General features: G+C 48.0%; 4 protein-coding genes. All 4 read right to left on the bottom strand.

Annotated elements, in window-relative coordinates:
- Positions 1–9 precede the first annotated feature (9 nt).
- The 4 genes from P6910_RS23265 to P6910_RS23250 all read right to left on the bottom strand — a co-directional run bounded on the left by P6910_RS23265 (position 10) and on the right by P6910_RS23250 (position 13,704).
- Complete coding sequence (locus P6910_RS23265) at positions 10–3,429, bottom strand: hypothetical protein (protein WP_317143638.1); 3,420 nt, start codon at positions 3,427–3,429, stop codon at positions 10–12.
- A 282-nt stretch (positions 3,430–3,711) separates the two neighbouring features.
- On the bottom strand, positions 3,712–7,650 hold the full coding sequence (locus tag P6910_RS23260; protein ID WP_317143637.1) for a hypothetical protein: 3,939 nt from the start codon (positions 7,648–7,650) through the stop codon (positions 3,712–3,714).
- An 87-nt stretch (positions 7,651–7,737) separates the two neighbouring features.
- Positions 7,738–10,560 (bottom strand): hypothetical protein, encoded by a 2,823-nt coding sequence (locus tag P6910_RS23255; protein ID WP_317143636.1) that lies wholly within the window; start codon positions 10,558–10,560, stop codon positions 7,738–7,740.
- 102 nt (positions 10,561–10,662) lie between these two features.
- Positions 10,663–13,704 carry a hypothetical protein gene (locus P6910_RS23250; RefSeq protein ID WP_317143635.1) on the bottom strand — a complete coding sequence of 1,014 codons (3,042 nt, stop codon included), beginning with the start codon at positions 13,702–13,704 and terminating at the stop codon, positions 10,663–10,665.
- Positions 13,705–13,748: the final 44 nt, after the last annotated feature.

The raw sequence follows: 13,748 nt of genomic DNA, 5'->3' as shown, positions 1-13,748 counted from the left end.
TCAAAAAGCTCAGAGCGCATCCCTTCCTGATACCGTCGGTTGTTTTTTGAACTTGAAAATGGCTACCATAACAGCAGTCGCGGCAATCACCACAGTGCTTGCTGCAATAAGTCCAATTCCCAAACTAAGCCTATTCATAGACGATCCTGCAGACGGGTCTCCAAATGATAAAGTGGTTGGTGATTTTTTTTGCTGGTATTTTTCAAGATTCAGAGAAATTTCCTGCATCTTTACATACCGACTACCCTTTTCAATATCAGTATGTCCAGATGCCAGATAGGCGTTATTACCCGTAAAAACCGGGCGCGTAGATTTTGCTGCCGGAGGTTTGAATGCCGTTTCAAAACGGTGGATGTGGACTTGGTTTTCATAAGTAACTACCAACAGCTGCCCATTACTGTTGTAAATAATGGCGTGCAAATAATCACCCGTTTTCATTAACCTGACGGTTGCAGACGAACCCGATGAGCGGGAAGAAAAAACAATTCTGTCGTCAATAATAAAAGCACTATCCATCTGTCCATTGTCAGTGGCGAACCGGCGAATAGAAAGCTTCTCTTCCTCAGGGCTGAATACGGCAATGTAGATGTGCTCTTTTTGCATCAGGATGTCTTGCTGGCTGTTGACCGTATCAATGTCTGTGTTGAACAGTTGCTCTTTGCCAATGTTGCCAAAGGAGGCTGCCAGAGTTAATCGTTTACTGTCGTACTGTTTGATAAATAAAGGATAGGGCGCATCTTCATGGCTTGTTCCTGTCAGATACAGGCGTTCGCCATCCGGGGATATCTTCAAACGAACTACTCGTTCTTTATCCTGTCGGTCAATGCTTTTGGAAAGCAGGAGTCCTCTTTGGTGATAACGGCAGATGAATGCCCTGTTATTGATGGTTCCTGTTAAATACATGACACCCTTATGATAAGCAGTATCATCAATCTGGATATTTTCAGGGAATATGTCGTTGTGTACGCTGAAGCGAGCCTGGTATCCCTGGGTAGCACTTAACGGGAACTTGAGCAAAACCGTTTTTTCTGACGGGTTCGTTGCAACAATGTCGAGGTGAGAGCCTGTGTTTTCATGAATAACCTGCCCAGCCAGAGACTGGTAGGCATCCAGTATGTTGGGGATGTTGCCAGAGGCTGTGTAAGTCATAATGCCGCACAAACCAAATTGCCTGTCCAGTTCAGAGCCTTTATAGCGTGCCAGAATAATTTCTTCAGAAAGCGACTCAGGCTGGATGACAACGTATAACCGCTGCTTTGTCGGGTCATACGCCTGAAAGAGAGGATTGCCTTCTGGTGGCGGGCAGTTATCCGGCAGGTTGGTTGAACGGGCTGTAGATGCTGTACTTTGGGGCTGGTGTGTATACGACGATGAATAATTATCCTCTGGTATAGCTTCTGATGGTAACTCCGAACCCATTGAGGTATCGGGTATGGAAGTTGTGGTCAATTCGCTGGTTGACGGCTGTGCCGATGACGATCGGATAGTTGCTGAAGCTTCTGAGGGTGACTCCGAACTCCTTGTTGTGGGGGGGATAGAAACAGTGGTCCGCGCATTGGTTGAAGGCTGCGATGACGATGGGATAGTGGTTGAAGCTTCTGACGGTGACTCCGAACTGCTTAGAGTAGAGGGGGTGGAAGTGGTCGTCAATTCGCGGGTGGATGGCTGTGCCGATGACGAGGGTGATGTCAACAGAGTTGGCTTGATGTCCTTTCCATCGTTGCAGTCAAACCCCCCTCGTGTGCAATCAATTCCGGCCAGTAATATTTGTGGTTTGGAGAAAATTTTTGGAAACGGTAAATAACCATCCCGACCGTTCCAGATAGTACGATCGAAAGAGGTAGCATTTAGGGCGCCTCCCGGGTCTGAAAACTCTTTCAGGAGCGAGACAGGCGGGTTGTTTTTTTGTTTGCTACCACTTATCCGGGCAAGTTCCCGGTAGGGGATGTTAATGCCTTTCAGCATCGGCAGCTGTGATGAATTACCGGTATTCCAGAGCTTGCCACTGAGACCGTTCAGGTCTGATTTGAGAGCGCCTTTTGATAGTCTTATAATGCCGCTATCACGCCCATCCGCAGTTTCATTGCTTGATGGATGCTTTGTGAAAGTATCCAGGTTTTTCTCAATGCGGCCTGCCATCATGACTTTTGCCACTGCACCGCTTAGATGGCTATAGTCTCCCCGGGCTTCAACCGGTCCTGTATTGACATTGTTGAAAACCGATGCCCATCGGGTGGCTGCTCCGGAAATACCACCGACGTGAGCCCTGGTACTGTTTGCTTCGACTGATCCAATATTGAGGTTATTCTGGAGGCTTCCGCCCTCAGCCTCTCCGATAATACCTCCGGTATACGCCTCTTGACCGACAGCATGATGGACAGTTCCGGCATTTACATTTTGAACAACCCGAGCATTGAGCCCTTGCCCTGCTATTCCGCCCGCATTTGCATGATACTGTTTTGAATAAATGCTACCTGTATTGAGGTTTTTACTGACCCGGGTTTGTTCGAAAGCCCGCCCGACCAATCCACCCCTGTTTCCTCCCCGCCTGCGGGAAGAGCTACTCGAATCTACGGAAATGTACCCGGTGTTCAGATTATTTAATACTTTGGCTGCTTGTGCTTCTCCTGCAACGCCCCCGGAATCCTGGGTATAGCTAACCCGGACTTCGCCGGTATTTATATTATTGTTAGCAATACTATTGCTTTTCAGTGTTCCGACAATGCCGCCGGCAGGTGAGAAATGTGGATGTTTGGAGGTTATTTTTCCGGTATTCAGGTCATTTGAAATAGAAGATTTCTGGGCAGCCAATCCAGCGATACCGCCTGCGCTGGCACCCCTGATTGTAATAACGGTGCCGGTATTGACACTGTTGCGAATGGCACTATCAGAAACGCTGCCCGCTATGCCTCCGGCATGACTGCGAAAACCGGTGGTTCTTATGCTTCCGGCAGAATTGACCACCTCTTCAATCCTGCCGCTCTTCAACTCTCCAACAAGCGCCCCCGTGGGGCTTGATCCTCCGGCGCTGGTGACTTTTGGCCGGTTTAGCAGAATCTGCCTGATGGTGCTGTCCTGAAGTGACCCGAATAAACCTGAAGCGGTGTCATCTGCAGACGCTGAAACGTCGAGGCCGGAAATAACGTGGCCATTGCCATACAGAGTGAGAGAAAATGGAGTGGAAGTATTGCCGACGGGTTTCCAGGGAATGAATCGGCTCAGGTCAATATCACTGATTAATTCATAATGACCTTTGACCGGGTGGTCGGCATTTAAATATTGATAAAAATTACCAGCGTCCAGTTGAATAGTACTGCCCCAAATGTCCCAGTTTGCAAAACAGATGATAAGCGACAGTATTTGTACAGACGACTTTTTGTTGATAGTCAGGCTTTGCTGGTTCTGATCTTTTATCAGGTTCTTATTCATAGAAGCACAAATATAAAAAACGATGATAATAACGACTCGTATTCGTTTATATAGACTAAGTGGAGTCATCATGCAGGAACATATCAGGCAGCTTTTGTTATACCTATGATCCATCATAAAAGCGCATGGAAGCTGCATTTATGCATTAGTATGATCCGGGGATAAATCGGCGAACATCGGCATTCAAGCGATTCTAAAAATTCTCTGGTTTGGTTTTGGCTGAGAGCATTGCACACCTACCGGACTTAGTTGCAGGTTCGCGGCGGACAGCATTTCGAAGGCTTATATTTCCGACACAGGCGGTTGTTTTTTGAAGACCTTAATGGCTATCACAATTGCAACCGTAACAGCCGTCACACTGCTCGCTGAAATAAGCCCGATTCCCCAGGCAAACACTTCTGCAGAAAGTTCCTCGGATGATTTCCTGGACAATTCCGAGGACGATGGCGGTTCCTCAAACGATAAAACGGTAGGTTTTTTTTGATGGTTGTAGTTTCCAGGATGCAGAGAAATTTCCTGCATCCGAACATACCGACTCCCCTTTTCACTCTCATAATCTTCAACGGAAAGATAGACTTTATTGCCCACAAAAACCGGGCGCATAGATTTTACTGCTGCAGGTTTGAATGTGGTGTCGAACCGATTAATGTTGACTTGACCTTCATAAGTCACTACAGACACTTGTCCTTCACTGTTGTAGATAATGGCGTGCAAATAATCTTCCGTTGTCATCAAACTGACGGTTGTAAGCGAATCCGATGAGCGGGAAGGAAAGCCAACTCTATCGTCAATCATAAAAGCACTGTCCATCTGTCCATTTTCAGTGGCGAACCGGCGAATAGAAAGTTTCTCGTCCTCATGGCTGAATACGGCAACGTAGGCATGGTCTTTTTGCATCAGGATGTCCGGCTGACTGTTAATCGTGTCAATGTCCATGGTGGTCATTATCTCTTTGCCATTGTTTCCAAAATAAGCAGCGGGGTTTAGTCGTATACTGTCATACTGTCTGATAAACAGAGGATAGGATGCATCTTCATCACTTTTTCCCGTTACATAAAGGCGTTTACCATCTGCGGAGAGTCTTAAATCAATTCCTTGTTCCTTATAATGCTGCTCAATGTTTTCAGGAAGCTTTTCAGGAAAAAAGAGTTGTTGTTGCTGGTAATGGCCAATAAATACCTGATCATCGACTGTTCCTGTTAAATACATGACACCCTTATAATGAGCGGTATCATTAATTTGAACATTGTCAGGGAATAGGTTGTTAAGTACGGTGAATCGTCCCCGGTATTCCCGGGCAGCACTTAACGGGAACTCGAGTAGAGTCGTTTTTCCTGAATAGGTTGTTGCAACAATATTGAGTTGAGAGCCTGCGGTTTCGTGAATAACCTGCCCAACCAGGGACTGGTAGGAATCCATTATTCTGGAGTGGCTTGCAGAGGTTTTGTATTTCACAATGCCGCACAAACCAAATTGTTCATCCAGTTCAGAGCCATTATAACGTGCCAGAATAACGTCTTTGTTATGTGACTCAGGCTGAATAACAACGTATATTCGCTGGTTTTCCGGGTCATACGCCTGGAAGACAGGTGTGCCTTTCAGTGGCGGGCAATTATCCGATGGACTGGTTGAATGGGTTGTGGAGGATATATTGTCAGTCGAATCATTAAACGACGACAATAGTCTATTCTGCGTTACAGTTGCTGATAGCGACTCCGAAACGGGTAAAGCACGGGTTTTGTAAGCCATAGTCGATTCGCTGGTTGACGGCTGTATCGATGACGACGGGACAGCCGATGAAGCCTCTGAAGTTGTCTTCGAACCCGCTGATGCAGTGGGTATGGAAGCCGTGGTCGATTTGCTGGTTGACGGCTGTGCCGATGACGACGGGACAGCCGATGAAGCTTCTGAAGTTGTCTTCAAACCCGGTGATGCAGTGGGTTTGGAAGTCGTAGTCGATTTGCTGGTTGACGGCTGTGCCGATGACGACGGGACAGCCGATGAAGCTTCTGAAGTTGGCTTCGAACCCGCTGACGTAGTGGGTTTGGAAGCCGTATTCAATTCGCTGGTTGACGGCTGTGCCGATGACGACGGGACAGCCGATGAAGCTTCTGAAGTTGGCTTCGAACCCGCTGACGTAGTGGGTTTGGAAGCCGTAGTCGATTTGCTGGTTGAGTGCTGTGCCGATGACGACGGGACAGCCGATGAAGCTTCTGAAGTTGTCTTCGAACCCGCTGACGTAGTGGGTTTGGAAGCCGTAGTCGATTTGCTGGTTGAGGGCTGTGCCGATGACGAGGGGACAGCCGATGAAGCTTCTGAAGTTGTCTTCGAACCCGCTGACGTAGTGGGTTTGGAAGCCGTATTCAATTCGCTGGTTGACGGCTGTGCCGATGACGAGGGGACGGTGGATGAAACTTCTGAAGTTAACTTCGAACCCGGTGATGTAGTAGGTTTGGAACCGGTGGCTAATTCGCTGGTTGACGACCTTTCAGACGACGACGATGGTTTAGCCGATGGATTGGTCCTGATGTCCTTTTCGTCGCTGCAGTCAAACCCCCCTTGTGTGCAATAAATCCCGGCCACTAATGTTTGTGGTTTGGAGAAGGCTTTTGGAAAGGGTAAATAGCCATCCCGACCGCTCCAGATACCACGATTGAAAGAGGTCGCATTTGAGGCGCCACCAGGGTCAGCAAACTCATTCAGGGCTCTGGGAAAGCGATTGTTGGCCTGATTGGTACCGCTTATTCGGGCAAGTTCGCGGTAGGGGATGTTGATGCCTCTGAGCATCGGCAGCTGTGAAGCATCACCAGCATTCCAGAGCGCGCTGTCCAGACCGCTCAGGTTTGATTTGAGAACAGTTTTCGTTAGTCTTGTGATACCGATATTACGTCCGTTACCAGGGCCACTGACCTGTAGATCCTTTGTGAAAGTATCCAGATTGTTCTCAATACGACCTGCCTCCGAAATTTTTGCTACTGCCCCACTGGTGTAGCCACGGTATCCAATGGTTTCAACCGACCCGGTATTCACATTGTCGTATACCGGGGCACGGTCGGCACTTCCGGAAATACCACCACGGTTATCATCACCCACTTTCGAAGTGATCGCTCCGGCATTAAGGTTATTATGGGTACTTCCACCCTTGATACTTCCGGCAATACCGCCGGCAAAGGACCCCGAGCCATCTATATGGACTGTTCCGGCATTGACATTTTGAACAACAGGAGAGTTGACTGCTTGCCCTGCTATTCCTCCTGCATGGGTACGCTCATTCTCTGTTAAAATATTGCCCGCATTGAGGTTTTTACTGACCAGGGTTTGACTGGAGGCTCGCCCTACTATTCCCCCTCTGTCTCCTCCCCGTTTACCTGAGATTCTGCCGGTATTCAGATTATTTAGTATTTTGGCAGCATTCGCTTCTCCTGCAATCCCCCCGGCATGTTCACCGTGGCTGGTAATGACTTTGCCGGTATTCATATTATTATTAGCCACACTTCGGCTTTTCAGTGTTCCGACAATACCGCCTGTAGACAAAGAGTATGAAAGCTTGGAGATTATTCTTCCGGTATTCAGATCATTTGAAACAGAAGATGCCTGATCGGCCAATCCGGCGATACCGCCTGTGTTGCTGCCAAGGGTTGTGATAACTCTGCCGGTGTTGACACTATTGTGTATAACGCTGTCGGCAACACTGCCCGCTAAACCTCCACCGTGACTGTGAAAACCCTTGGTTTTGACGGTTCCGGCATAATTGACCACCTCTTCAATTCTGCTGTCTTTCAACTCTCCCGCAAGCGCACCGGTCGGGCTTGTGTTTCCGGCACTGGCCACCGTTGGCCGGTTAAGCAGGACCTGCCTGATGGTACTTTTCTGCAATGACCCGAACAAGCCTGTAGCCGTGCCATGGGCTGACGTTGAAACATTGAGACCGGAAATAATGTAGCCGTTGCCATGCAGGGTGAGAGAAAATGGAGTGGAGAGATTGCCGACGGGTGTCCAGTCATATTGGCTCAGGTCAACATTACTGATTAACTGATAGTGACCTTTGATCGGGTGGTCAGCATTCAGATATTGCCTGAAATTATTATTGTCCAGCTCAATAGTGCTGGCCCAATTGCTTCCGTATGGGAAACAGGCGACAAGTGACAGTAATAGTACAGAAGATTTTTTTTTGATAGTCAGGCTTTGCCGATTTCGATCTTTTATCAGGCTTTTATTCATCGCTGCACTACCAAAGAGATAATAAGTACGTTTATATAGACTATTCAGAGTCACCATGCCGACTGGCCTTGTTATTTGCCAGTTTTCTCAGGGTCGCAACTTGCTGGTTTGCATTCCTGGCCTTTTAAACTTGTAAATGACCAGGATGACTGCAACCGCCGCTGTAGCTACTACTGCGCCCCCTGCAATAAGCTCAGTTAGCCAGTCAGAAATCACCGCAGACGATTCCGCAGATCGTAAAGCGACACAGGGTTTTTGACGATCGTAGCTTTCAAGACCCAGAGAGATTTCTTGCATCCGAATCTGCCGACTGCCCTCCTCACTATCAGAGTTTTCAATGGCCAGGTAGGCTTTATTACCAACAAATACCAGACGCATAGACTTTGCTGTCGCAGGTTTAAATGTGGTGTCAAAACGATGGACGTTGACCTGATCTTCATAACTAAACACAGACAGTTGTCCATCGCTGTTGTAAATAATGGCGTGCAGATAACCTTCCGTTGTCATCAGCCTGACGGTTGTAAATGAATCCGGGGGGCGGGAAGAAAAATCAATCCAGTCGTCAATAATAAAAGTACTATCCATTTCTCCACTGTCAGCGGCAAACCGACGAATAGAAAGTTTCTCTTCCCCGGGATCGTACGTGGCAACGTAGGTCTGGTCGTTTTGTACCAGGATGTCCAGCTGACAGTTGACCGTGTCAATGTTACTGATGGTTAACAACTTTCTATTATCGTTTTCAGAAGCCGCAGCGGGATTTAGTTTTACGTTGAATTGCGCCCGGTATTTCTGGTTGGGCGTTAACGGGAACTCGAACAGAGTTGTTTTTCCTGACTTTGTCATTGCAATAATCTTGAGGGAAGAGCCTGTGGGTTTGTGAATAACCTGTGCTGACAGAGACGGGTAGGAACTCAGTATTCTGGCGTGGTGGGAAGCGGTTGTATAAGTCACAGTGCCGCACAAACCAAATTGTTGATCCAGTTCAGGGCCTTTATAGCGTGCCAGAATTATTCCTCCGGGCGCCCATTCAGAAGAAGGTTCAGCTTGAATGACAACGTATATATGCTGGTTTTCCGGGTCATAAGCTTGCAAGAGTGGTGTGCCCTTTGGTGGTGGGCAGTGACTTGAGAGGCCGGGCGAATGGGGTGGCAAAGGTTGTGCGGCTGCTGGAGTGGACGGGATGTCATTGTCTGCGCTGCAGTCAAATCCTCCTTGTGTGCAGTCAATCCCGGCTAATAAGGTCTGTGATTTGGAGAAAACGAGTAGAAAGGGTAAATAGCCGCTCCGGGCGTTCCAGACACCAGGATTGAAAGAGGTGGCATTTGCAAAACCACCAGGATCAGCAAACTCATTCAGGGCTGTTGGGAACTGACGGTTTGTTTTGGCAGCACTTATGCGGGCAAGTTCACGGTAGGGGATATTAATGCCTTTGAGCATTGGCAGCTGCGATGCATCGCCGGCATTCCAGAGCGTGCTGTTCAATCCGGTCAGGTTTGATTTAAGAGTACTTTTCGATAACCTTACGACACCTTTATTACGTCCACTGCCCCTTTCACTGGTCCATTGGTATTTTGTGAAAGTATCCAGATTATGCTCAATACGACCTGCCTTCCAAACTCTTGCCGCGGCCCCGCTTACGTAGCTGAAGTTTCGCTGGGCTTCAACCGACCCTGTGTTGACATTGTTGCAAACTGAGGCTGAAAGGGTGGCAGCCCCGGAAATTGCACCTATGTGACCATTAACACCTTTCGTTCTGATTGCTCCAACATTCAGGTTGTCCTTTACGCTTGTACCTTCAGCTTCTCCGGTAATACCCCCGGCAGATGCCTGAGGGCCTTGAGTAGTGACAGTTCCGGCATTGACATTTTGAACAACAGTAGCGTTGACGACGTCCCCCGCTATTCCACCTGCATAGGTGCGCCAATACTTTGTAAAAATGCTACCCGTATTAAGATTTTTGCTGACCAGGGTTTGCCCGGAGGCGTGTCCCACTATTCCACCACTGCTTCCACCTTCTCCGCAGCAGAAGCAGAAGCTTCGCAAATAATCCGAGGAAACTTTTCCGGTATTCAGGTTATGTAATACCTTCGATGCTTCTACTTCTCCTGCAACCCCACCGGAATATTCGGTATAGCCAACATTAACTTCACCGGTGTTTATATTGTTGTTAGCAATACTGTTGTTTTTCAGGGTTCCGACAATGCCACCGGCAGGTGAGGAGGAATATAAAATTCTGGAGGTTATTTTTCCGGTATTCAGGTTATTTGACAGGGAAGACGTCTGATCGGCCCAGCCAGCGATACCACCTGCGCTGGCAGCTATGATCGTGAGAACGGTGCCGGTGTTTACACTGTCGTGTATAACGCTGTCAGAAACACTGCCCGCCAAACCTCCGCTATGACTGTGAGGGCCGCTCGCTCTGACGGTTCCGGCATAATTGACCACCTCTTCAATCCTGCTGCCTTTCAACTCTCCCACAAGCGCACCTGCCGGGCTCGTAAATCCGGTACTGGTCACTTTTGGCTGTTTAAACAGGATCTGCCTGATGGTGCTGTTTTGCAGTGACCCGAATAAGCCTGAGGCTGTGTTATGGGTTGACGTTGAAACCTTGAGGCCGGAAATAACGTGGCCGTTGCCATAAAGGGTGAGAGAAAACGGAATGGAGGTGTTGCCTATGGGCTTCCAGGGAGTGAATTGGCTCAAGTCAATATCACTCAGTAACTGATAGTAACCTTCAACCGGGTGGTCGGCATTCAGATATTCTCTGAAATTATTATTGTTCAGCTCAATAGTGCTGGCCCAATTGCTTCCGTTTGAGAAACAGACGACAAGTGACAGTAATAGTACAGAGGATTCTTTTTTTAGAGTCAGGCTTTGCCGATTTCTATCTCTTATCAGGCTTTTATTCATTGCGGCACTACCATAGAGATAATGATAATAGGTACGTTAATGTAGACTATTCAGAGTCATCATGCCGACTGACTTTGTTATTTGCCAGTTTTCTCAGGGGCGCTACTTATGGGTTCGCATTCCTGACCTTTTAAACTTGTTAATGACCAGGATGACTGCAACCGCCGCTGTAGCCACTACAGCGCCTCCTGCAATAAGCTCAGTTCGCCAGTCAGAAATCACCGCAGACGATTCCGCAGACCATAATGCGACAGAGGGTTTTTGACGATTGCAGTTTTCAGGACCCAGAGAGATTTCTTGCATCTGAACCTGCCGACCGCCCTCCTCAGAATCAGAGTTATTAATGGCCAGGTAGGCTTTATTACCTACAAATACCGGGCGCATGGATTCTGCTGCCGCAGGTTTAAATCTGGTGTCAAAACGATGGACGATGACCTGATCTTCATAAGTAAACACAGACATTTGCCCATCGCTGTTGTAAATAATGGCGTGCAAATAACCTTCCGTTGCCATCAGCCTGACAGTTGCAAACGAACCCGGTGTGCGGGAAGAAAAATCAGTCCTGTCGTTAATAATAAAAGCACTATCCATCTGTCCATTGTCAGCGGCGAACCGACGAATAAAAAGTTTCTCTTTCTCAGGGCTGAAAACCGCAACATAGACCTGGTCTTTTTGCACGAGGATGTCCTGCTGGCTGTTAACCGTGTCCATGTCATCGGCATTGATGGTCATTAACGCTTTGTCATTGTTGGCAAAAGAAGAGTTGGGGGTTAGTCGTTTACTGTCGTACTGTCTGATAAACAAAGGATGTGAGGCATCTTCATCACTTTTGCCTGCGACATAAAGGCGTTCGCCATCTGCAGAGAGCTTCAGATGAAGTCCTTGCTCCTCATCATATTGGCCACTTTTTTCAGGATGCTCTTCAGGATGCTTTTCAGGAAAAAAGAGCTGTCGTTGGTGGTAACGGCCAACAAATACGCTGTTATCGATTTTTCCTGTTAAATACAGGACCCCCTGATGATGAGTAATATCACTGATCTGAACATTTTCAGGGAATAAGTCGTCACGTACGCCCAATCCTGCCTGGTATCTCTGGGTAGCACTCAACGGGAACTCGAACAGAGTCGTTTTTCCTGACGTTGTCATTGCAACGATATTGAGGGAAGAGCCGGGGTGAGGACCTGTTGTTTCGTGGATAATCTGCCCTGACAGAGACTGATATGAAGCCAGTATTGTGGCGTGGTTGGTAGAGGTTGTATAAGTCACAACGCCACACAGACCAAATTGTTTATCCAGCTCAGGGCCTTTATAGCGCGCCAGTATAATTCCTTTAGAAGCCGATTCAGAAGACGGTTCAGGTTGAATGACAACGTATACCTGCTGCTTTTCCGGGTCATAGGCTTGAAAGAGAGGTATGCCTTCTGGTGGCGGGCAGTGATCTGAAAGGTCGGGAGAATGAGCTGTCTTTTGCTGCTTTTCCTCGCTGCAGTCAAATGCCCCTTCTGTGCAATCAATCCCGGCCAGAGATGTTTGTGGTTCGGAGAAAACTTTTGGAAACGGTAAATAGCCATCCCGACTGTTCCAGACATCAGGATTAAAAGAGGTGGCATTTGAAACACCACCGGGGTCTGCAAACTCATTCAGGACTGTCGGGAATTTGTTACCACTTATTCGGGCCAGTTCACGGTAGGGGATGTTAATGCCTCTGAGCATCGGCAGCTGCGATTCATTACCGGCATTCCAGAGCGTGCTGTTCAATCCGGTCAGGTTTGATTTGAGAGCACTTTTCGATAGTCTTACGACACCTTTATTACGTCCACTGAATGTCTCACTGGTCCATTGGTACTTTGTGAAAGTATCCAGATTATGCTCAATAGGACCTGCCAGGTACACTCTTGCGGCTGCAGGACTGACGTAGCACCACGATCCCTGTGCCTCAACCAGCCCCGTATTGACATTATTGTAAACTGAGGCTAAACGGACCGCAGCCCCGGTAATACCACCTACGTCGCCATTAACGCCTTTCGTTATGACTGCTCCAGCATTCAGGTTGTCCTGAACGCTTGTACCTTCCGCTTCTCCGGTAATACCCCCTGCAGATGCCTGATAGCCTTGAGTAGTGACAGTTCCGACATTGACATTTTGAACAACAGGCGCGTTGATCACGTCTCCTGCTATTCCACCTGCATAGGTATGCCAACGCTTTGTAGAAATGCTACCCGTATTGAGATTTTTACTGACCAGGGTTTGCCCGGAAGCATGCCCCACTATTCCGCCACTGCTTCCAGGTGACCTGGAGGAGGCTCTCGAATAATCTGAAGATATTTTTCCAGTGTTGAGGTTATGTAATACCTTGGCTGCTTGTGCTTCTCCTGCAACTCCCCCGGAATATTGGCGAAAGCCAACATAAACTTCACCGGTATTGACATTGTTGTTAGCAATGCTGTTGTTTCTCAGGGTTCCGACAATGCCACCGGCAGGTGAGGCATATGAATTTCTGGAGGCTATTTTTCCAGTATTCAGGTTATTTGACAGCGACGATGACTGAACCGCCAATCCGGCGATACCGCCTGCGCTGGCATCTGCGGTCGTGATAACGGTTCCGGTGTTTACACTGTCGTGTATAATGCTATCAGTAACACTGCCCGCTATACCTCCGGAATGACTGAGAGAACCAATGGTTTTGACGGCTCCGCCATAATTGACTACTTCTTCAATCCTGCTGCCTTTCAACTCTCCCACAAGCGCACCTGCCGGACTCGTAAATCCGGTACTGGTCACTTTTGGCTTTTTAAACAGGATCTGCCTGATGGTGCTGTTCTGCAGTGACCCGAACAAGCCTGAGGTTGTGTTATCAGTTGAAGTTGAAATCTTGAGTCCGGAAATAACGTGGCCGTTGCCATTCAGAGTGAGAGAAAACGGAACGGACGCATTGCCGATGGGTTTCCAGAGGAATTGGCTCAGGTCAATATTACTGATTAACTGATAGTCACCTTTGACAGGATGGTCAGCATTCAGGTATTGATTGAAATTATTATTGTTCAGCTCGACAGTGTCAGCCCAACTGCTGCAGTTTGGAAAACAGGCGACAAGCGACACAAATAGCAAAGACGATCTTTCAGCGACAGTCAGGCTTTTATTCATACGGATACTGCGATAAGAATAATGATAATAACCACTTGAGTCTG

Origin of the sequence: Endozoicomonas sp. 8E (genome assembly GCF_032883915.1) — a bacterium.
In the GTDB taxonomy this organism is placed as follows: domain Bacteria; phylum Pseudomonadota; class Gammaproteobacteria; order Pseudomonadales; family Endozoicomonadaceae; genus Endozoicomonas_A.
This window is presented reverse-complemented; position numbering and strand designations above follow the sequence as displayed.